This is a genomic window from Brucella sp. (assembly GCF_032066345.1).
Lineage (GTDB): Bacteria > Pseudomonadota > Alphaproteobacteria > Rhizobiales > Rhizobiaceae > Brucella > Brucella pseudogrignonensis.
This window is the reverse complement of the sequence record NZ_DAMBKZ010000010.1, coordinates 42,770-65,061: the sequence shown is the minus strand read 5'-3', so window position 1 is coordinate 65,061 and position 22,292 is coordinate 42,770. Positions and strand designations below refer to the sequence as shown.

Sequence of the window (22,292 nt, the reverse complement as noted above, 5' to 3'; positions counted from 1 at the left end):
CTTATTTCACAATCTTGAAGCGGGTGCGGCGCGTGGCATAAGCAACGGCTCCGATGATCATCAGACCAAGAAACGCCTGTTGCAGATAAGGCGGAATACCGAGCAGAACCATGCCGTTAGCCAGAACGGAAACTATGAGAACACCTATAAGCGATTGCAGCACGCCGCCCTGTCCGCCTAGAAGCGAGGTTCCGCCGACAACAACAGCCGTGATTGTGGTGAACAGGCGACCCGTGCCAATATCCGCATTGCCCTGCCCAAGCTGCGCGGCAGCAAGCACTGCACCAAGACCATAAAACGCACCAGCCATCGCGAAAACAAACAATTTGGTGCGCAGGACCGATACACCGGAAAGAACCGCAATGTCCTCGCCGCCACCAAGCGCATAGATATGGCGACCAATGCGCGTATGGTTTTGTACCACCCAAGCTACAAACAAGGCCGCCAGCGCGATCCAGACAGTGAATGGAAGCCCCGCAAAACGCTCCAAAGCGAAACTGCGTATTGCAGCCTCACGAATAGCAATCGTCCCGCCGCCAACCATCAAAGTGGCAATGCCAAGCCCGATAAACCACATGCCAAGCGTCACCATGAAAGACGGTATGCGCAGGACGACATGCAACAGGCCGGAAAAAGCACCCATTGCAGCACCCACGGCAATTGCCGCGATTACGCCCAACACACTGCCCAACCATGAACTATCCGCCGCCACCATGGAAGCCAGCACCACACCTGCAATCGCCATCACGCCTTCTACGGAAAGATCGATGCTGCCAAGCAGGATCACAAACGTTACGCCAAGCGTCAGCACCACTGGAATGGACGAAGCTGATGCAATGCGTACGAAATTATTGACCGAAAAGAAGTTGGGGCTGATCAATCCCAAACTAATGCATAGAACGACTAACACGATAAGAGGTGCGAGCCGACGCATCAGCTCCGGCATTCGGCTTTGAGGGCCGTTTTTAGATATGGCTACGCCTTTAGCGTCCGCCGGACTGAAATCCTGGCTCGCAACTCTCATATGCTTTTCCTGTCAGGCAATGTTCCGCCGAATACGGCGTGTCGCATCAGACTGCGAGGGGCTTAACCCTCGCGGATCTGTCCGCTTGCACGCCCCCAAAGATCCTTGAAATCAAGGTTCGGTGTGTTCTTGATGTTGTTTTCGTAAAAATCATCAACATTGTCTTTGGTCACGACCAAGGCCGTACCGTAGAACTCGCGATGATCTTTTGGCTCTTTCGATGGATCAAAGACGCCAGCGCGCGCGCTGTAAGGAATTGCAAGCCCCATAGCGCCCTGCCAGAACGGATCAGACGAAACGGTCGCGGCAAACTCGCCATTCTTCACAGCTTCAACAGCTGTTCCGATGCCATCAACGCCGGTGATTGGAATCTGCCCGGCGAGACCTTCCGCACGCAATGCTTCCAGCGCGCCGATACCCATATCATCATTCGCGCACCAGATGCCCTTAATGTCGTCGCCAAAACGGGTAAGCCATGCGCTAACAACGTCAAACGCCTTGCTTGATTGCCAATCGGCAACCTGAAAATCAAGAAGCTGCACATCAGGATGCGCTGCAAGCGCTTTCTCAAGGCCCTGACGACGATCAATAGCAACCGTGTTCGACAGTGTGCCGCCGAGACCCAGAATTCCGCCCTTGCCACCAATGGACTTAATGAGGATTTCGGCAGTCTCCGCGCCATAGCGCTGACCATCGAAGCTCACATGCGCAACGTAATATGGATCATGATCCCAAGGATGCAGATCGGCAGGCTTGTTCCATTGCGTCAGCACATGTGCTTTAGCTGCAGCGCAAGCTTCCACAATAGGGCGTGCATCGGCAGCGTCGTTTGGATCGACATTGATAACCGCATTACCGCCTGTGCGTGCCAAAATTGCACGAATATCGGCAATGCCCTTCTCGCTATCGCCTTCAGTAACGAGCGTCACATAGTCCAGACCAAGCGATTTTGCGAAAGCTTCGCCGCCTTTATTCCATGCGGCGTGATATGGATTTGAAAGCGAACGGATCGCATTCACCAGCGTTGGCTTCTGCTCGGCAAGTGCGCGCAGCGAAGACATTCCACTGAAAGCTGAAAGTGCACCAAGACCTGCAGCACCCTTCATGAAGGCGCGCCTGCTGAATGGCGTCGTACGAATTAGGCTCATGCGTTTTTCCTCCCAAAACCCGCATTGACTAGCTAGTCACTAGTAGTGCATAGCTATGCAAAGAGATTGCGTGTCGTCAATAGAAAATTTTTGGTGATTGCTATCTGACAACGCGAAAGTCAGTTCAAATCCTTGAAAGCATTTGAACATAATGGCAAAACGAAACCTGATGATTGTTCAAAAACGGGACATGAAGCCGCAAAGGATATGGAATGAAACGTGATAAGCCCTACGCATCATCCACTGATGTGGCGAGACTGGCAGGCGTTTCTCAATCCGCTGTTTCACGAACCTTTAAGCCGGGCGCTAGCGTTTCACCCGAAACGCGCAAAAAAGTCTTGGCTGCAGCGGAAGAACTGGGTTATCGCCCAAGCTTCATCCCGAGCATCATGCTAAGTCATCGCTCTCGACTAGTAGCGGTGGTAATAGGCGGCCTATACAACCCCTTCTATACATCCGTTCTTGAAACCTTCTCCAAGATGCTCCAGGCAGAAGGCTGGCGCATCTTGCTGGTGCACGTCGAAAGCGGACACACTTTCGATGATATTGTGCCAATGCTGGCAGGCTATCGTGTTGATGCCATCGTCAGCGCACTCGCGGTTCTTAGTCCAGAAGCGCTGGAACAATTATCGCAACTGCGCGTACCAGTAATCTCTTTTAACACCCGCTTTTCCGGCGAATGGGTGCATTCGATTAGCTGCGATAGTGTTGGTGCATCGCGTGTTATGGCCGAGCATTTCATTGAACGTGGCGCACGCAAGTTTGCCTATATTACCGGCCCAGTCGACAGTCAGGCAAACATTGATCGACAGTTCGGTTTTTGTAAGCGTCTTGAGGAAACTGGCTTCGAGCCCCCTCTCATTTTAGAGGGCAACTATCGCTATGAAGCGGGATATGCTGCGATCAAACAGCTTAAAGACATGATGAGTTCGACAAAAGAGCTACCAGATGCGATTTACTGTGCAAACGACCTATTGGCGCTTGGCGCTATAGATGCTTTACGGAAGGAAATCGGTGTTCGCATCCCTGATGACATCATCGTTGGAGGTTATGACAATATAGCAGAAGCTGGCTGGGCATCTTACAACCTTACCACACTGGTTCACGACGGCGAAAAAATGGTTGAGCGCGCGATAGAAATCCTCGCTGAAAGCGAGCCCGGGCAGATTGGCGAGCGCGACCACCAATCTGTTATCGCGTCTCCACTAATTATTCGAAACAGTACAGGCGGGTCTCAGCCAGCAGGCGAGGCAAAACTATAAAATTCCGCCTTTATCAGCTCGCTGCAAAAAAAGAGGGTAAAACGATAAGAATAGACTGAAGAACACGCACGAAACTGCTAGTGGCTTAAAGGTGGATATAAGGAGAAATCATGCGCTTGATTATCATGGCAGCTATGATGCTGGTGGTTACGGGAATTGCAAATGCAGCTGATAAACCTATTGACACTTATTACGCCCGTTTAAGCGAGCGCGACCACTATAGTTCATCTGGCCAGCGCCTTACAAAAGTTGCAGGCATCATCCGACAGGACCGAGCTAATGTGCACCAGTTTGGCAAAGTCGACGCAGAAGACGAAAAAGATAAATTCTTCAGCAGCAAAGAGAACCGCGCCAAACTGGAGAATATGCTTGCGAACGTTCGAATCTCACCGATTGATCAGGCGACCATTATCAATGCAACGCCCGTGATTTTCGTTGAGGTCTATCCGACCTATGTCGTTATAACAATGAAGTAATAACCCCCTGCAGCGTAGGCATCTTCAACGCGCTCTCAGCATTATTTTAGTTGTGGTCACCTTATCAATACGTTCTCTTGAATAGAGCAGTGGAACTGGGCTTGCTTCCTGCCAATTTGCTAGAAGATCCTTATAGTGCTCCGATGAAGGCAAACCCGATTGTCCGGGATTATTGACAAACAAACTGTTATCCCAATCCCCCACATCAATGACCATCCGGACAGATGGACCCGCGACAACTGAGAAGTCGTGCAGTCGGTACGTGGCATAATTAAGCGTCGAACTGCTGCCACCCAAGGCTAACGGCTCAATCGACCAGTCGTTCTTTGTCAACGACTGTAAGGGATGGCGGAGTTCAAGCTTATGAATGTCGCCCCATGCCCATTGCGTAGCATCCGCCCCCATCAATGAGGCGCATTCAGCCCAGGCATCGGTGAGACTTTGCTGAATTGCCGCAATATGCTTGGAGGATGTTTCCGCATTTTCCAGCCATGACACAATGCTTGGTGAATCTGATGGCATGAGCAGCGGTACAACATCCGGGGCGGCACCCTCGGCCTTTGCAACAAGTGGACCAAGATACTTGCTAAACCAGACTTCAAAAAGCGCTGCCGTTGCAGATTTTGCCGAAAGGTCCGCATCCCAATCGCGAAGCAGCAGAACAGCCGGATCATCACTATGCTGGAACAGTCCCTTGAGGCTTTTCAGTGCTCGCGCGGCAATAGGCGAAAAAGTGGAGGCTTGCAGGCGTGCGCAGTCTTCAAGCGATATGGTTGCTTTGCGCGACAGTGCTTGATGCAAGGTGTCGTGACGACTGCTATCCAGCCATTCATAACCAATGGCCGGATTGTTGGCTGTCCACGCATCAGGCACATTCATGGCGTTGGCGGTCGCGATAAAGCCGCGTTGCGGGTTAACTTCAACAGGGCCAGACTGCGGAGCCAGATAGCCATTCCACTCATAACGTCCATCACCGGGGACAGGTAAAAGTCCGTCCCAGTTCTCGCGAACAGGCGTGGCCCCTGAAGGCTTCCATGCAATGGTGTTCGTTGTATCTGCATAGATGTGATTAACCGACGGGCATCCCCAGCCATCCAGCGCTCTGGCATAATCAGCATAGTTTTTAGCCCGCATGACGGACAGGCTGGCCATATAAGGTGCCATGCCCGCATCCATCCAGACTGTACGCAGGCCAAAAGCGCGGTTGTTCGCTTTATCCTCATAGAGCACAGGACCATGCCTCGTGAATTTGAGTTCGACGGTTTGATCCAGATGCCCTTTAACGGGGATGGCTTCAGTAATCGTCGTGAACCGCTCCCAATTGCCTTGATAGGCATATTGGTCGTGGTTGTTTTCATCAGTCTGATAAACGTAGATATCTTCCTGATCGGCTCCAAAGATGGTGAGGCCAAAGGCAGCGGTACCGTTATGCCCCATGGATATTCCGGGAACCATAGGTTCACCTGCGCCGATCACATCAAGGCCCGGCATGGTGAGATGAACGACGTAGCGTATCGATGGCAAACCATGGGCCCGGTGGGGATCGAGTGCCAGTATCGGTCGCCCGGTCGTGGTCTTTTCAGCTGCGATTGCCCAATTATTGGAACCCTCTTCAAAAGAGGCGCGCGCGATGTCGCCGGACGCCGAAACGACCGTCCAGAGACCTGCTTCATCAAGTGTTGCAGCCAAGCGTTCTTTGGAGAAGGTGGCGGGACTGACAGCGAGCTGGAAGTCACGCAAAACCCTGTCAGTCATGATGTTGGGATCAAAGCCGTCGACCGGCTTTGGCACCACGCCATGCGACAATTCCTTGCGCAACTGATCGAGCTTACCACCCAGCTCCACACCCGCTTTTGCCATGACTTTTGAGCGTAGAAGCTCTGATGATGCATTTCGTGTCAGCGAATGGGTGCGTACGCGAACGACATCTACAGCACACCAACGATCAGGCTTGTGACCGAGCAGAGAGAACTCCGGCGGAAGTGCCCGCTCGCCTGCTTCACAGGCATCGATATATGCATTGATGCCTTGAGCAAAAGCCGTGCATATCTGTTCCGAATCCGGACCATAGGCCGTCCATTCCGGCGCCATGTCTCCGCGATAAAGCAGCAGGCGTGCAGCCCTGTCCTGCTCAAGATAGCCGGGGCCAAAATCACGCGCCAGCAGACCAAGCCCGCGCTTGCGTGCTATATCGATCTGCCAGAGCCGATCGCGCGCGGCATTAAAACCTTGCGCGAAAAACAGATCATGCAGGTTCTCTGCCCTGATATGGGCGACGCCCCATTGATCCACATTGATCGTGACTTCGCTCAGCAAACCCGCAATGCGGGTTGCCGTTGATCTTGTAGCATCGGCCATGGCCGCACCTCTGGCTGTTATTCCAGTGAGAGAAACAGGCCCGCATGAAGGCGAGCACGTTCGACCAGACTGTCTTCGAAAATATGTTCGCCCAGCGTATGCAGGCCTTCGCCACGCACGCCGATTGAATCGATTGTCGGGACACCAAGCGCGCCGGTAAAATTACCGTCCGAGCCGCCGCCCGAACTTTGAACGGACATGGTGAAGCCGATCTCCTTTGCGATATCATTGGCAAAGTTGAAGAGCTTCATATCCTGCGGCTGACCCGGCTCCCACACAGGACGCGTGACGCCACGGGTGATGATCAATTCAACCCCGTCTTTGTCTCCGCCAAGCGCCATGATCCGCGCAACGCCGTCTTCCAGGTCTTTTTGCGTTTTGGCCATGCTAAGCGCTTCGGCGTTACAGCTTGATGAGACGCAATTGACCCATTGGCCTGCATGAATGACTCCAACCGAGAAGGTGCAATCGTCTGTTGTGAGCGCTTCGATCTCGATAATTTTTTCGGCCATACGACGGATTGCCGAGCGGCCTTCTTTGAGAAGCCAACCGGCATGGCTTGGCTTGCCTACAGTCTCAAGATTGTATCGCGCGATTGCATAACGACCGACAACCGCTCCGCCATCACGCAATGCTGGCTCCGGCACCAGAACATATTTATTCTTGAGCGCTTCCTGCTCAATCAGATCGCGGGTTGACGGTGTGCCGACTTCTTCATCCGGTGTCAAAAGAAACGTAACGGGAAGCTTTGTTGCAAGACCGCTCCGTGCGATCTCACGCATGGCTTCAAGCGCCACGAAGTTGCCGCCCTTCATATCCTGAATGCCGGGGCCGTAAAGTTTACCGTCCTCGCGGCGATAGGGATTGATGTTGATCACACCGAGCGGATGAACCGTATCAAGATGGCCTGACACAAAAATACCCGGCTTGCCCTGATCCTTATGCGGGAAACGAGCGCGCAGGGAGCCGCCGAACCCCATGCGACCCGGAATGAATTCAATTGTGGCACCTGCCGCAGCAAAATCATAAGCGGCAACCTCAACCATGCGGTTAACTGCGCTTGCATCGAAGGTCGGGCTTTCCGTTTCGATCCAAGGGCGCAGGCGCGCAATCATGTCATCGAGGTTAAATGGCAATTCATGCGTACTCATGCTGCTAAGTCCTTGTTTACTGGCAGGCGGGTTTCCACGATCCGGGCATAGATCGATGCGCCAATAGGCAATGTTTCGGGTTCAAGAATGAAAGCAGGGTTATGCAGCGCAGCTTTACCGCCATGCATCACGTTGATGTAAGCGCCCGGTACACGCGCGAGCATGTCGGCAAAATCTTCACTGCCCATAAAGGCCGGACAGTCATCGCTCACATTGTCTTCACCCAGCACATCGCGCGCTGCCGCCATATAAGCGTCGGAGAGTTCATGGTCGTTGCGCAGGACGTCAAAGACGTTGCGAAGATCGACATCAACCTTGATACCGTAACCTGCAGCCACACCTGAACAAATTTCACGGATACGGCTTTCCGCAAGCTCACAGACACGCTGCTCGAAATAGCGGATGGTGCCGGTGATGGTTGCCACTTCCGGCACGATATTATAGGCGCTGCCGGTATGAAACTGCGTGCAGGATACAACGCAGGCATCCGTTGCAGGGATGTTGCGTGACACAATGGTCTGCAACTGGCCAACCAGATCGGCACCAATCACCAGCACATCGCGGGCATTGTGCGGCTGGGCTGCATGGCTTCCCTTGCCGGTCAGTTTGATGTCGAAGAAGCTTGCGCCAGCCATAGCCGCACCCTTGCGGATAAGTGCTTTGCCAAGTGTGCCCATCGGCTGGTTGTGCATTCCGTAGATTTCGTCGCAAGGGAAACGCTCAAACAGTCCTTCGGCGATCATGCCGCGTGCTCCACCCAGACCTTCTTCGGCGGGCTGGAAAACAAAGACAGCAGTGCCTTCGAAATTGCGCGTCTCAGCAAGATATTGAGCCGCACCAAGCAGCATGGTTGTATGACCATCATGCCCACAGGCATGCATCCGGCCGGGATTTTGCGACGTGTAAGACACGCCCGAAATCTCGTCGATCGGCAGCGCATCCATATCTGCACGCAGACCCACACGGCGATTGCCTGGGTTTCTGCCTTTCAGAATGCCAACGACACCGGTTTTGGCGATGCCGGTATGCACCTCGTCAAAACCCCATTTTTCTAAGAGTTCCGCTACAACGCCTGAAGCATGTTGTTCCTCAAAGCCAATTTGCGGATGACGATGCAGATCTTCAAAAACCGCGCGCATCTCGCCGGCTTTCTCCTCAATAAACGGTATGATGGGCATGATTTCATTCCTGTCTGAAATACTGAAGATAATTCAAGCGGCCGGACGTCCCGCCGCAAAATCCCAGAAGCGACCGGGCGCCGCCTCTATCAAAGATCGCGTATATTCATGCGAAGGCTTGCCAAGCACGTCGGAAGCATTGCCCTGCTCAACAACCTGTCCGCGTTTCATCACCAAGACTTCATCGCAAATCTGCGCGGCCACTCGCAGATCGTGGGTGATGAAAATGATGGCAATACCGGTATCGCGCTGCAATTCGGCGAGAAGTTCGAGAACCTGCGCCTGTACCGAAACGTCGAGGGCAGAGACAGCCTCGTCAGCCACGAGAATATCTGGTCGAAGGGCTACCGCACGCGCAATGGCGATACGCTGTCGCTGGCCACCGGAAAACTGATGCGGATAACGCTTCAGCGAATCCTCCGGAAGCGAGACAATCTTCAACAGACGTTTGGCTTCGGCTACAGCCTCTTCATAAGGAACGCCATAATTGACCGGGCCTTCCGTCAAGCTTTGTTCAATTGTCCAACGCGGGTTCAATGAGCGGAACGGGTCCTGAAACACAACCTGAAGCTTCTTGCGAAAAGGCTTCATTTCACGTTTTCCAAGATGCGCAATATCGCGCCCGTCCACGACGATTTCACCCTCCGTCGGCTCGATCAGGCGCATGATCGAGCGGGCAACAGTGGTTTTGCCGGAACCAGATTCGCCGACAATTCCAAGTGTTCTTCCGGGCTGAAGCTCGAAGTTCACTTCATACGAGGCTTTAACTCCGGGCTTGGTGCTGAACAGTCCACCAGTTTTATAGGTCATGCCAAGGTCGCGAACACGGATCACCGCTTCACGTCCCTGTGGCTCACGCGCCAGTCGCGGAATGAGGCTTGGCACAGAGCCAAGCAAGTCTTTGGTATATTGCTGCTGTGGCGAGGTCAGAACGTCACGGATGGTCCCGCGTTCCACGATCTCACCGCTGCGCATGACACAGACGCGATCAGCAATTTCAGCAACCACACCCATATCATGGGTGATGAACAGCACCGCTGTTCCATGCTTTTCCTGCAATTCCGCAATAAGCGACAGGATTTGTTTCTGCGTGGTCACATCCAGTGCAGTGGTTGGCTCATCGGCAATCAGAACCATCGGCTCCAGGATGAGCGCCATAGCGATCATGATACGCTGTCGCTGTCCGCCTGAAAGCTGGTGCGGATAGCTTTGATAAATGCGCTCCACATCGGGCAGGTGTACCTGCTCCATGATGTTGATGACTTTGGCACGCTTGGCCTCTGACGAAAGGCTGGTATGAACATCCAGAACTTCCGTGATCTGCTCACCCACCCGCATAACAGGATTAAGCGCCGTCATCGGTTCCTGAAAGATCATGGATATACGTGTTGCACGCATCTTTTTCATGTCCGCAGCCGACAACTTGAGCAAATCGGTGCCGTCGAGCCTGATCGCGCCTTCTTTGACCAGAAGTGCATCTTTCGGCAAGAGTCCCATTGCGGTGAGCGACGTTACCGACTTGCCTGAACCGGATTCGCCCACGAGGCAGACGGTTTCGCCCTTGCGAATGTCAAAGCTGACGCTACGCAGAACTGGTGTGCCGCCGGGAAGTGCCACAACAAGATTTTCGACTTCCAGAACGACAGGCTCATGTGTGAAATCACGATTGCGCAGTTCCATATCAGCCCTCCCGCTTTTTCAGACGTGGGTCGAGTGTATCGCGCGCTGCGTCACCCAATAGATTGATCGACAAAACGCAGAGTGTCAGCAACAGACCCGGCCACAGCACGATCGATGGCTTGATCCGGAAAAACTGGCGACCTTCTGCCATGATGTTGCCCCAGGTCGGGATTTCCGTGCTGATACCGGCACCAAGAAACGACAGGATTGCTTCGGTCAGGATTGCCGACGCAATGATGTAAGTGCCCTGCACGATGAGCGGTGCCATCGTATTGGGCAGCAGATGCCGGAAAAGGATTTTGGGCGTGCTTGAACCAAGTGCTAAGGCTGCTTCAACATAGGGTTCCTCACGCGCGGTCAGAATGACAGAGCGGACCAGACGCACGACGCGGGGAATTTCCGGAATGGTGATCGCTATGATGACAGAACCAATCGACGGACCGTTGAGAGCGACCAGAGCAATCGCGATCAGGATCGATGGCATCGCCATTAGTGCATCCATCATACGCATGATGATGGCATCTGCGGTCCGGAAGAAACCGGCAATAAGGCCTATGATCACGCCAACACCAATAGATGCGGCGGCGGCCAGAAGTCCGATCAGCAGCGAAATACGCCCGCCGAGGATCATGCGCGAAAAGAGATCGCGACCATAATTGTCCGTTCCAAGCAGATATTCATCCGATGCAGGCTTAAGCCGCATCATGGGGTTCATGGCGAGCGGATCGTGTGGAGCAATCCACGGAGAAATGAGGGTGAGAAGAAGGATTGCACCGAGAAGAATGGCGGCAATCATCGGCCCGATACCAACGCGTGCAACGCGCGGCAGCGAGAACATGCGGAGCATCCAATGCATACCCGCTGATGTTTTTTCTGAGCGCATCAATAACGAATCCTTGGGTCGAACAGAGTATAGGAAAGGTCGATCAGCAGATTGACGAACACATAAAGCGCACTCGTCAGTAGGATCATCGCCTGAATGACCGGATAATCGCGCGCGAGAACTGCATCCACCGTCAGGCGCCCGATGCCCGGGATATTGAAAATGCTCTCGGTTACGACCACACCGGAAATCAGCAGGGCAAAGCCAGTGCCAACGATGGTCACGACCGGCACGGCTGCGTTTTTGAGCGCGTGAACGAACAGCAGGCGGCGATCGCTCACGCCTTTGGCACGCGCGGTGCGAATATAATCTTCGCCAAGTACATCAAGCATTGCCGCACGGGTCATGCGGGCAATCAGCGCGATGTAGATCGAAGCGAGTGTAAGAGCTGGCAGAATTGCGCGCTCAAGAAACCCGCCCAAGCCTGATGAAATCGGCTTGAAGCCCTGTACCGGAAGCCAGCCTAGATTAACCGAGAAAATCAACAGCAACACATAGCCGACAAGAAAGACCGGAACGGAAAAGCCAAGAACCGAAAAGCTCATGACAAGATAGTCGGCCCATGACCGGTGGCGCCATGCAGCGACCACACCCATTGGAATAGCGACAAGCACTGCGATGATAATTGTCAGCACAGCGATAGAAATTGTGGGGCCGATACGCTGCGAAACCATATCGAGAACTGGCACGCCGGAAATCAGCGACACGCCAAGATCACCCTGCATGATGTTACCCATCCAGGTGAAATACTGGGTGAGGATCGGCTCATTAAGGCCCATGGCTTCGCGGATGCGTTCAAGCTGTTCGGTGGTGGCAGCATCGCCAGCCAGAATTGCAGCCGGATCACCCGGCGTCAGTCTCAGGAGGAGGAATACAAACACTGATACCAGCAACAACACCGGCACGAGTGCGAAGATACGTTTTAACAGATAGACAGCCATATGCGCGTCCCGCTTGAGGTGGGACCGGCAGCGTGCCGGACCCACGTTGAACTGGGAGCTATCGCACTAAGCGCGATAGCTGCGGGCGGATTACTCTTCGGTCTTTTTCACATTCCAGAAGACCGGAACAGGCGAACCAAGCATATCGACGACATTGGTTCTGCGGCCCTGCGGCGGGTTATATTCACCCAGCGGAATGTAGAGAACATTTTCCAGTGTCTGAGCTTGTATCTTCTCAACCGCAGCTTTCTGCTCTTCAGGCGTCTTGGCCGCGACATATTCCTTTTTCAGAGCCTCAATCTTCTCGTCTACCGGCCAGCCAAACCAAGCCTGATCTCCACGACCATTGAGCATTACCGAATTCAACGGTGTCGCAATTTCTGGAATCTGCCAGTTGGTGAAGAACATATTCCAGCCACCCTTTGCAGGCTCGTCCTTCGATGCGCGGCGACCAACAAGGGTTTGCCAGTCCATTGGTTGCATATCGACCGTAAAGCCAGCTGCGCGCAGTTGTTGAGCTGCAACAACTGGCTGCGGTGACAGACTGGACACGTCAGTTGGCTGCATCAGGACAACCGGCTTGCCATCATAGCCCGCCTTCTTGAGAAGCTCTTTCGCTTCTTCGATGTTACCCTTTGCTACAAGACTTTCAGAGCCGACATCTGTTGCATTGGGTGTGCCGCAACCAAAAATCGCACCACAAACCTTATAGTAATTTGGATCAGCCATCAGAGCTGCCAGCACTGGCTCCTGCGACATAGCAAGGAACGCCGCTCGGCGAATATCCGGATTATCAAAAGGCGCATGCTTGAAATTGAGACGACCCATGGTCTGATAGCCAAGCGGGTCGCGCTGCTCCAGAACGACTGTATCATCGCCTTCAAAAAGCGGCACCAGATCAACGGGAACTTGCTCGATATAGTCGATTTCACCACTTGTCAGCGCATTCGCGGCGGTCTGAGCATCGGTCATCGTGACCCAACGCACCTTATCGACGTTGACGACCTTACCGCCTGCCATCCAGCTGGCTGGCTCGCTGCGTGGTACATAATCTTCGTTCTTTATGTAAGTCACGCCGACGCCCGGTTGGAACTCGGCGGGTACGAACTTGAACGGTCCCGAACCGATATGTTCGGTTATTGCAGTATCGGCAGGTGTTGCTGCGATACGCGCTGGCATAATGAATGGAGGCAATGCAGACTGCTTGGCAATCGTATCGAGGAACGGTGCGAATGGCTCCTTGAGCGTCCAGACAATCGTTTTATCGTCGTTTGCTTTGAGCGAATCTGTGATGTCCATGATCAGCTGGCCACCCGTATCACGCTTGGCCCAGCGTTCAAGCGAAGCGACAACGTCAGCAGCCGTTACCGGCGCACCATCATGAAATTTGAGACCATCGCGTAACGTGAAAGTATAGGTCTTACCGTCATCTGAGACAGTCCACTCTGCCATTTGTGGCTGAGGTTTGAAGTTTTCATCAACGGCAATCAGCACATCATAAATCATATAGGCATGATCGCGCGTAATGTGCGCGGTGGTGATCACCGGATCAAGCATACGCAGATCCGAGTGCATAACGGCAGTTAGTGTTGTTTCTGCTGCGGCATGACCCGCACTGAGCGCAATCAGCGAAGCGGCAATGCCATATTTGAGTTTGCGGAGGATAGGCCCAGTGTGTGGTGGTTTAAAAAACGTCATATACTTGGTTCCTCTGAAGGTTGTTATTATTGTTTTATTTGAATGTGTCTCCCAGCGGCTCAAGCCGGATGCCTGAACGCAAATTCTTCCATGTCAATTGTGCAGGGCTGAGAGGCATTGCGCCGGGGGCGGTGCAAACGAGAAGCTTTTCGGCGATTGGTGCAAAATCCGCCCTGAAATGCACCGAACTTTTATTGACCAGAATGGATTCCTGTTCAGGCTCGATGCCAACCATGCGATAAAGCGCACGATCCGCCATCTGTGCCAGATTTGTGGTCACGACAACCCGCGTTCCGCCGAGCCGCAAACAAGCGGATGGTCCCATGTCGAGCCATGTTCCGCCATAATAGGGACCAGTTGCATGTGCCTTGCCGTCGGACAGTTTTTCAACGATGAACTTTGCTCTGTAGGGCTCGTCACCTGCAATTCCGGACTTCCCGCCGAGTGCGATTTCAACTTCTGCACCCTCGCCTGCCTGATGTGCAATCTTTGCTGCTTCTGCGTCATGAATACAGCCGATAGCAGCGCGTTCCGCACCACCAGAAACGAGTGCGCGTAGCATTCCTGTGGTATCCGAACTACCACCCGCACCGGGATTATCCTGTGTATCGGCAATGACAATCGGGCGTCTTGCATCACGGGAAAGCTCAATGGCTTTCGCAACGCCTTCTTCAGGCTGATAGGCTGTGCCTGCGAATGCAGGCTCTGCCGCAGACAGGGCTGCCATGATCTCATCGGCACAGGCTTCAACCGCCTGGCCGTTCCAGCCATAGGCAAAGACTGACGGGCCACATTCAGGAAAATCGGCCGCAGGAAAGCCCATGAACAGCGAAGCCGTCAGCACATTTTCCGGCAGATCAATGGTCATGCCGTAAAGGCCTGTGGCGGGCTGTTCATCTGTGCACTGCCACGCAATCGGAATGAGATAATCACCTTGTCGCATTGCCTTATGCCAGCCGTGAGGCTTGTCCATCAGCGCCTGCAATGCTTCCGCCGCACGATAACCGGTTTCGGCCATATCGATATGCGGATAGGTGCGGAAGCCAACCATGACATCCGCCTGGTCGAACATGCGCTTTGTGATATTGCCATGCAGATCAAGCGCTACTGATAGCGGCTCACTTGGGCGCACCGCACGCACACGTTCCAGAAGTTCGCCTTCTCCATCATCGATGTGCTCGGCAACCATGGCGCCATGAAGGTCGATGAAGATACCATCAAGCGGACCGCATCCCTTTAAGCCTTCGACAATCTCAGAGACGATTGTTTCATAAGCGTCCTTTGTGACAGGAGCAGAAGGAATGGCGCCAGCCCATAGGATTGGCACAATTTCCCAGCCCGCTTCATGCGCAAATTTCAGCGCCCCGGCGATACCAAGATTGACGTTCTGCGCATTTTTGAAAATCGCGTCACCGCGCGAAAGCGGGATATATCCGCCACCCTGAACGAACGCTGGCAATGTTGCTGGAGTTGCAGCAAAAGTGTTCGTTTCATGCAAAAAGCCAGCTACAGCCACGCGTTTTGACACGAGCGTACTCCCATTTTCCTGATTTGCCCCCTCGGGCTATTACGTGTATCTGTCAGCGATACATCTATATTGATTTTTTATGATAGGGACCAACTTTGACGCTTGTCAATCATTGAATCTGGATTAAAGCTTTTTCTCATGAACACATTTCGAGACCTGCGCGGCATATCCACTTTCGACCCGGATGAGGCAGACGCTTTCGCGGATGATCCGCTATTCTTGCGGTCAGTCGCCCGAACGGTCGCGGTGATGTCAGCATTTCAAACTGCACGACATCCCCTGTCACTCAGCCAGGTAGCCGGTGCTGCTGGCATTGATCGAAGTGCTGCACAAAGAATTGTCCATACGCTGCTCAAGCTGAATATGCTGGCGCGCGACCCGGACGATCGCGGTTATCTGCCGGGCTTGCGCACTCTCGATATGACCCACGATCTTTTGCGGCTCAACCCCATGTTGCAGCGTGCAAATCCTGTTATGTTGGAACTACGGCGACGTGTCAGTGAGCGTGTTGATCTATCGCTTTTCGATGATGTGCGCGTGATCTACGCACTGCGTATGCCCTCCAAACATGAGGTGTTCAGCGCGACGATTGTTGGGAATGCTGTGCCGACTTACTGCACCGCAGGTGGCGTGGCGATACTTTCGCGCCTGTCGGACGAAATTATTGCCGATATCGTCAGCCGCTCTGATCTTACCCCATTTACGCAGCACACCGTTCGCGATTTGGAAGGTGTGATGGAATACGTACGCGCCACACGTGAACGCGGACACTCACTGTTGTGTAAACAATTGCTCAATCATGAAGTAGTCATCGGTGCCCCAATCATGGATTGGAGAGGCACGCCCGTTGGTGCAATCCATGTGGCGGGAAGCCTTCAAGAATGGACTGCTGAAGGCTTTAGCGATAGTTTTGGGCCACTAATCCAAAATGCTGCGCAGACAATTTCGGAGAAATCGTCTCCCTCCGGTAAGTGACGCATCGACGCTGATTGAAAGCTTTACCGAACAAAAATGCCGGGCTTTTAGCCCGGCATTTTCATCTATTAGTCTTCCTTGATCAGGCTGTCTTTGCTGGTATCGCGCATCCGAAGATAAACGATCAGCGAAATACCGATCATGACAGTGACGTACCAGTAAAAGCCGCGTTCCCAGCCGCCATTCTTGAAACTCAGCGCAACATATTCAGCCGTTCCGCCAAACAATGTGTTGGCGAGAGCATAAGGCAGCGCCACGCCAAGTGCGCGGATATGAGCCGGGAAGAGTTCAGCTTTCACCACCGCATTGATCGAGGTGTAACCCGTAACAATGATCAAAGCGCCCATGACCAGCAAACCAGCGATGATCGGATCACGCGTCTGCTCAAGCGTAGAGAAGATCGGATATGTGAACAACACACCGGCTGCACCAAAAGCAACCATCAGCGGCTTACGGCCAATCTTGTCGGAAAGAGCACCCGCGATCGGTTGCAGGCACATGAAGATGAACAGCGTGATCGCGTTGATCTGGCTGGCGACTTCACGGCTGAAACCGGACGTGTTGACGAGAAACTTCTGCATGTAGATCGAGTACGCATAGAAAGCGAGCGTACCACCGGCGGTCAGAAGCATGACCAGCGCTGTTTCCTTCGGGTGATACTTTATCAGCGTCCAGAAGCCCGACTTTGGTGCATCCTTGGTTTTTGCGTTCTTGAAGCTTTCGGTTTCAGCAAGGCCGCGACGCAGCCAAAAAACGACAACTGCAAGCAATGCGCCAATGAAGAACGGAATACGCCAGCCCCAGGATTCGAGCGCCGAAGTTTCCATTGTGCTCTGAAGCACGATCAACAACAGAATTGCCAGAAGCTGACCGGAAATAAGCGTCACATACTGGAAAGATGAGAAGAATCCACGGCGGCTCTTTCCAGCCATTTCGGAGAGATAAGTCGCGCTCGCACCATATTCACCGCCAACCGACAGGCCCTGCATCAAACGTGCAAGTACCAGAAGAGCCGGAGCGACAAGACCGATGGTTTCGTAACCGGGGGTCACTGCAATAATAAGCGAACCCGCGCACATCAGCGTAACGGATAGAGCAAGACCCGCTTTACGACCCTTGCGATCGGCATAAATACCCATGATCCACGCACCAATCGGGCGCATGATGAAGCCAACGGCAAAAACTGCGGCAGCACTCAGAAGCTGCGCAGTCTGACTTTCCGACGGAAAGAAATGCGGCGCAAAATAAAGAGTAAAAGCTGCATAAACATACCAGTCGAACCATTCGACAAGATTACCGGTCGATCCGCCGATGATGGATTTAAGCCGGCTATTGGTGCTTTGCGCATCACTCCGTTCGGATGTTATTGAGACCATGCGGTTGCTCCTTCAAATCTCTCGATCTTTGAGGTTCACCCGTTGTATGAGCGCGAAGCCGCGCTTGTTCCGGGTGTTTTGACTGCTTTCAGGGTGGTCCGCTTCGCATCTTTCAGATGCTTTGAAACCGAACCCTCCCAGAAGCGATTGCTAAATGGTGGGTTTCTAGATCCGTGCCCCTCGACCGGTTCGGTCTTCGCTCGTTTGCGCATAGAAAAATACGCACGCCTGAATTTCAGAAAACTGAGCGTCAAAAAGATCATATTCTTTCGGTTGCACGGATTAGCTCCTCCCTACGAAACTCCCATTTTCGAAGTGGCGCTAAAATGCGGGACAAGATTTGCGACCGCTATAGCCGTGGATTAAAAAGTTTAGTTTATTGAATTAACTCAATTAATCTCAATTTTGACACAATCGGAAAAGGATTTTGTGCAAAATTCTGCGTGACTTTTTCAACATTAGTGCATAATCCTGCACAAATGAGGATATCGTGGAACGCGACCAGAATCCTTCTCGTTGCTTTGGCAGTGATTTTGGCAACGATATTCTGGACAGCCGCAAAATTTTGGACAGAGACGGATGCGCTTGATCGGTTGAGCGAGGACGCGACTCTTGTTGCGCGACAGCAGACGAGACTGATTGACAGCGAGCTGGCCAAGTTTCGCCTGCTACCGGTGGTGCTTAAAGAATATAGCGATTTGCACGATGTTCTGGATGGCGGCTCGCGGGACGCAACAGCGCGATTGAACGAAAAGCTCGAATTCCTTGCAGAACAGATCGGCTCTCCGATCATCTATGTGATCAAGCGCGACGGCATGGTGATAGCCTCCTCGAATGCAAACACGCCTGAGAGTTTTGTCGGTCGTAATTACGGCTATCGACCATATTTTCAGGGCGCAATGTCGGCGGGTGCCGCCGAATATTATGCCATTGGTGATCTTAGCGGACGCTTCGGTCTGTTTCTCTCCAGACGGATCGGCGATGAGGCTAATCCAGTCGGTGTTGTGGTCGTTAAGTTTGAATTTCACCGGCTGGTGCGAACCTGGTCGAACGATCCCGGCCAGACATTCGTTATCGATCCGCGCGGCATTATTCTCGCCTCGACCGATAAGGCAGAGGATTTGCGGTCATTCCAGCCCATTTCAGCCGAAGAACGTACGAAAATCAGCCAGAGCGGACAATTCAGCGTCGCAGACCTTCAGCCAAGCCACTACGCATTCGAACCTGAAAATATGATGCGTGGTCCATCCGGCTCCAAGTTCATTACCGTCGATGAGCCAATAGCTGGGACCGAACTTAAACTCATGCATATCGAAGCAGTCGCACCTTCCATGCGTGCTGCCCATGATCTGTCCCGCCTCATCACCGTTGCAGCGCTTCTGATTGCCATGACGCTTGTTGGCGCGATTTACTGGCGCATCACCCGTGCGGCACGTCTGGCTGCGGATCGTGCGGCACTGGAAACAGCTGTTAGCGAACGCACAGCAGAACTGAGCGCGGAAATGGTGCGGCGCGAACGCGCGGATAAACGCTTTCGCGAAGCGCGAGAAGAACTTGCGCAAGCCAACAGGCTCGCGTCGCTGGGCTCGATTACCGCCGGCCTCGTCCATGAGATCAACCAGCCAGTGGCTACCATTCAGACACTGGCGGAAAACGCACAACATCATCTTGGCAAAGGCAAACTCGAGAAAGTTGCAGCCAATCTTTCAACGACCGTGGAGCTAACAGCTCGCATCGGTTTCATCACGCAGGAAATGCGGCGCTTTGCACGGCGCGGACATCGCGAACTTGCCCCTACCCGGCTGGATGAATTGCTGGAAGGCACGCTTCTTATCATGGGTGATCGTTTCCGGAGTGCAGGCGTGACGCTCGAAACGCCGAACGGGTGCGATTTTCAGGTCTTTGCAAATCGCGTTCGTCTCGAACAGGTGCTGGTCAATCTGTTTCAGAACGCTCTTGATGCGGTAGCAAACCAACCAAAACCGCGCATCGCCTTATTCATCTCAGAAGAAGACCAGCACGTAACGCTGACTGTCGCCGATAACGGTCCTGGCATCGATCCCGCATTGGGCGATGAAGTGTTCAGCCCTTTTGTGACCGGCAAGCCTGAAGGACTGGGTCTCGGTCTGGGCATTACACGCGATATTATGACAGAACTTGAAGGCACCCTGCGTATTGTGCCTTCACCTTTGGGAGGTGCCGCCTTCGCAGCCACTGTGAAGCGAGCAAAACAAGCATGACAGGCATAGAACCACTCCGCGTAATGCTGGTCGATGACGACATGGCCTTTCGCACAGCATTGGCGGATTCCTTTGAAATAGCCGGGCTCGACATCGAAACCTTTGGTGACGGACAATCCGCCCTCGCCAATCTGAGCGCTGATTTTCCGGGCATAGTCGTTACCGATATTCGGATGCCGAAAATCGACGGCCATGCAGTGATGGAAGCGTTGCTGGCCCGTGATCCTGAGCTGCCGGTCATTCTGATGACCGGGCACGGAGACATCGGCATGGCCGTAGCGGCCCTCAAAAAAGGCGCGTTTGATTTCATCGCCAAGCCTTTTGCTGCCGATCACATGATCTCAAGCGTCCGGCGTGCGTTAGAAATGCGGCGGCTGGTGCTGGAAAACCGGAGACTGCGAAAGGCTGCAGCAGAAGCCGAGCAAGACTTCCCGCTCTTTGGCGAAACCCCGGTCATGGTAAGGCTGCGTGAAACAATCCGACAGCTTGCGAGTGTCGACGTTGATGTTTTGATTGAGGGCGAGACGGGAACCGGCAAAGAGCTTGTAGCGCGGCTGCTCCACCGCTGGAGTTCACGTCATGCACGCGGCTTCGTTGCAATTGACTGCGCGGCATTGCCCGATGCCATTGCGGATGATGTGCTGTTCGGCAATCGCATTCAGCGCGGGAGGATCGCCGATGCTGATCGCGGCACGCTTTTTCTCGATGAAATCGACAGCATGTCCTCTTCTTTACAGGGCAAGCTTCTGCGTGTTGTTGAAGAGCGCGAATTGCCCAGCACAACTGGTGAGCCGAGAGCAGTGAACCTGCGGATCATTGCTGCTGCGAAGGGCGATCTGGAAGATGCGGTAAAAGCTGGCCGCTTCCGGTCGGACCTCCTGTATCGGCTGGAAACAGTCAGGCTGCGTGTTCCCCCTTTGCGAGAACGTCGCAAGGACATCGGACTGCTTTTCTCCTATTTCCTTGATGAAGCTGCTGCCCAATTTGGCCAGCCGCGCCCAACAATAGATGCAGCAGTTGAAACACGTCTGAACTCGGATGACTGGCCGGGAAATGTGCGTGAATTACGCAATTTTGCCAAACAGGTTGTTCTTGGGCTTGGGAGCAGTCCGACAAAAGAAGCAAACCAGTTGCCGCTTGCCGAACAAATGGATCAGTTTGAGGCGAAAGTCTTGCGCGAAACACTGGAGCGCTTGAACGGCGATGTCGGTGAGGCTGCGAAAATTCTGCAGCTCCCACGACGCAGCCTTTATGCGCGCTTGCAAAAGCTCGGTATCGATGCATCATCTTTCAGAAAGAAAGACGCGCTTTAGGCACTCTCACGCTTTACGACATCATAACCAATATCAAGCACGGGTTCGTATGCCTTAATTCCTGATACACGGTCGAGGATCATCTCCATGCTCTTCGCACCCATCTCATAGGCATTTGGCTGTATGGTCGAAAGACCAGGTGTTATTTCGGATGCGATTTCATAATCACCCCAGCCAGTCACCGCCAACCGTTCAGGCACACGCCAACCCAAGCGGGTGCATTCAAAAATTACGCCAGCAGCAACAATGTCGGTGGGGCAGATGACTCCATCGACCTCAGGATCAATAAGACGCAATGCGTCGAGCGCCTTTGGACCCGCTCCAAACCCATCTGCCTCATCTATAAAACAGACACGATGATGTTCTAGCCCCGCTTCTGCCATCGTCGCTTGGAATGCTGGCAAACGGTCGCTATATCGCCGGGCCGAGATGCCGCCATAACCGACAAACCCGACACGTTGACAACCCCGTTCAATAAGTAACAGCGCCATGGCACGCGTGGCATCGGTCATTGAATAGCCGACGGCCATATCAAGCACGTTGTCCGTGACCCAACCTTCTACAACCGGCGTTTCCGTCTTGCGGATAAGGTCTATTGCCTCTTTGGAATGCTGATTACCAACCAACGAAATTCCCGCAACACGCAAACCGATAAAGGTCTGAATAGCGGCCGTCTCGTCCTGTCTGGTTTCGGCAAGTTTCAAGATCAGTTCATAGCCGCTTTCACCGGCGCGATCCTGCATTCCGCGCACATATTTATAAAAGCTTGAATTCTTCATTGAGGGAATAACAGCACCGATAACCCGGCTTTGTCCCGAGGACAAAATGCCCGCAGAATGATTAGGCACATAGCCAAGTTCAGCGGCGATTTGAAACACACGAAGCCGCGTTTCTTCCAGCACCCGCTCAGGGTAGCGAAAGGCGTTTGATACAGTCATGGGCGACACGCCAGCGGCTTTCGCTACCGACTGCATCGTTATAACGTTTTTGCTGCGGACTAAGTTATTCATGGCTTATTGCACAAATTATTCTCACGAGACACTCTTCTCAAGGTTTTTTGT

17 protein-coding genes are annotated in these 22,292 nt (G+C 53.3%); 5 read left to right on the top strand and 12 right to left on the bottom strand.

Annotated features, from left to right (window positions below; genetic code table 11):
• Position 1: 1 nt before the first annotated feature.
• Together RT142_RS13945 and RT142_RS13940 are read right to left on the bottom strand one after the other, a co-directional pair.
• Positions 2 to 1,024, bottom strand: a complete 1,023-nt coding sequence (locus RT142_RS13945; protein ID WP_313029354.1) for an ABC transporter permease — start codon at positions 1,022 to 1,024, stop codon at positions 2 to 4.
• Positions 1,025 to 1,086: 62 nt separating this feature from the next.
• The gene (locus tag RT142_RS13940) at positions 1,087 to 2,172 is read right to left on the bottom strand and encodes a sugar ABC transporter substrate-binding protein (protein WP_113159022.1); all 1,086 of its coding nucleotides are present in this window, start codon (positions 2,170 to 2,172) and stop codon (positions 1,087 to 1,089) included.
• Positions 2,173 to 2,384: 212 nt separating this feature from the next.
• On the opposite strand from RT142_RS13940, the gene RT142_RS13935 reads away from it, so the two are divergent.
• Positions 2,385 to 3,434: a LacI family DNA-binding transcriptional regulator gene (locus tag RT142_RS13935; protein WP_064322067.1), complete on the top strand. Its 1,050-nt coding sequence runs from the start codon at positions 2,385 to 2,387 to the stop codon at positions 3,432 to 3,434.
• Positions 3,435 to 3,544: 110 nt separating this feature from the next.
• The gene (locus RT142_RS13930; RefSeq protein WP_113159023.1) at positions 3,545 to 3,910 is read left to right on the top strand and encodes a hypothetical protein; all 366 of its coding nucleotides are present in this window, start codon (positions 3,545 to 3,547) and stop codon (positions 3,908 to 3,910) included.
• A 24-nt stretch (positions 3,911 to 3,934) separates the two neighbouring features.
• On the opposite strand, the gene RT142_RS13925 is transcribed toward RT142_RS13930, so the two are convergent.
• The 8 genes from RT142_RS13925 to RT142_RS13890 all read right to left on the bottom strand — a co-directional run bounded on the left by RT142_RS13925 (position 3,935) and on the right by RT142_RS13890 (position 15,327).
• Positions 3,935 to 6,268, bottom strand: a complete 2,334-nt coding sequence (locus RT142_RS13925) for a penicillin acylase family protein (RefSeq protein ID WP_313029350.1) — start codon at positions 6,266 to 6,268, stop codon at positions 3,935 to 3,937.
• 17 nt (positions 6,269 to 6,285) lie between these two features.
• Positions 6,286 to 7,419 carry a M20/M25/M40 family metallo-hydrolase gene (locus RT142_RS13920; protein WP_113159025.1) on the bottom strand — a complete coding sequence of 378 codons (1,134 nt, stop codon included), beginning with the start codon at positions 7,417 to 7,419 and terminating at the stop codon, positions 6,286 to 6,288.
• Positions 7,416 to 8,597, bottom strand: coding sequence for a M20 aminoacylase family protein (locus RT142_RS13915; protein ID WP_113159026.1), 1,182 nt, complete (start codon positions 8,595 to 8,597; stop codon positions 7,416 to 7,418). The genes RT142_RS13920 and RT142_RS13915 overlap by 4 nt, the downstream gene beginning before the upstream one ends.
• Before the next feature lie 33 nt (positions 8,598 to 8,630).
• The gene (locus tag RT142_RS13910; protein ID WP_313029346.1) at positions 8,631 to 10,277 is read right to left on the bottom strand and encodes an ABC transporter ATP-binding protein; all 1,647 of its coding nucleotides are present in this window, start codon (positions 10,275 to 10,277) and stop codon (positions 8,631 to 8,633) included.
• A gap of 1 nt (position 10,278) precedes the next feature.
• Entirely contained in the window at positions 10,279 to 11,160 is an 882-nt protein-coding gene (locus RT142_RS13905) for an ABC transporter permease (protein WP_079213568.1), read from the bottom strand.
• A complete protein-coding gene (locus tag RT142_RS13900) occupies positions 11,160 to 12,101 on the bottom strand; it encodes an ABC transporter permease (protein WP_064322073.1) in 942 nt (313 codons plus the stop codon). The genes RT142_RS13905 and RT142_RS13900 overlap by 1 nt, the downstream gene beginning before the upstream one ends.
• 90 nt (positions 12,102 to 12,191) lie before the next feature.
• Positions 12,192 to 13,799, bottom strand: coding sequence for an ABC transporter substrate-binding protein (locus tag RT142_RS13895; protein ID WP_064322074.1), 1,608 nt, complete (start codon positions 13,797 to 13,799; stop codon positions 12,192 to 12,194).
• 34 nt (positions 13,800 to 13,833) lie between these two features.
• Positions 13,834 to 15,327, bottom strand: a complete 1,494-nt coding sequence (locus RT142_RS13890; protein WP_313029341.1) for a M81 family metallopeptidase — start codon at positions 15,325 to 15,327, stop codon at positions 13,834 to 13,836.
• A 138-nt stretch (positions 15,328 to 15,465) separates the two neighbouring features.
• On the opposite strand from RT142_RS13890, the gene RT142_RS13885 reads away from it, so the two are divergent.
• Positions 15,466 to 16,302 carry an IclR family transcriptional regulator gene (locus RT142_RS13885; RefSeq protein ID WP_007880122.1) on the top strand — a complete coding sequence of 279 codons (837 nt, stop codon included), beginning with the start codon at positions 15,466 to 15,468 and terminating at the stop codon, positions 16,300 to 16,302.
• A 68-nt stretch (positions 16,303 to 16,370) separates the two neighbouring features.
• Here RT142_RS13885 and RT142_RS13880 read toward each other — a convergent pair whose 3' ends face one another.
• Entirely contained in the window at positions 16,371 to 17,678 is a 1,308-nt protein-coding gene (locus RT142_RS13880; protein WP_064322076.1) for an MFS transporter, read from the bottom strand.
• A gap of 479 nt (positions 17,679 to 18,157) precedes the next feature.
• Here RT142_RS13880 and RT142_RS13875 point away from each other — a divergent pair, with 479 nt between their 5' ends.
• Positions 18,158 to 19,918 (top strand): ATP-binding protein, encoded by a 1,761-nt coding sequence (locus RT142_RS13875; protein WP_113159030.1) that lies wholly within the window; start codon positions 18,158 to 18,160, stop codon positions 19,916 to 19,918.
• A complete protein-coding gene (locus tag RT142_RS13870; RefSeq protein ID WP_113159031.1) occupies positions 19,915 to 21,231 on the top strand; it encodes a sigma-54-dependent transcriptional regulator in 1,317 nt (438 codons plus the stop codon). The genes RT142_RS13875 and RT142_RS13870 overlap by 4 nt, the downstream gene beginning before the upstream one ends.
• Here RT142_RS13870 and RT142_RS13865 read toward each other — a convergent pair.
• Complete coding sequence (locus RT142_RS13865) at positions 21,228 to 22,205, bottom strand: LacI family DNA-binding transcriptional regulator (RefSeq protein ID WP_105519903.1); 978 nt, start codon at positions 22,203 to 22,205, stop codon at positions 21,228 to 21,230. The genes RT142_RS13870 and RT142_RS13865 overlap by 4 nt on opposite strands.
• Positions 22,206 to 22,292: the final 87 nt, after the last annotated feature.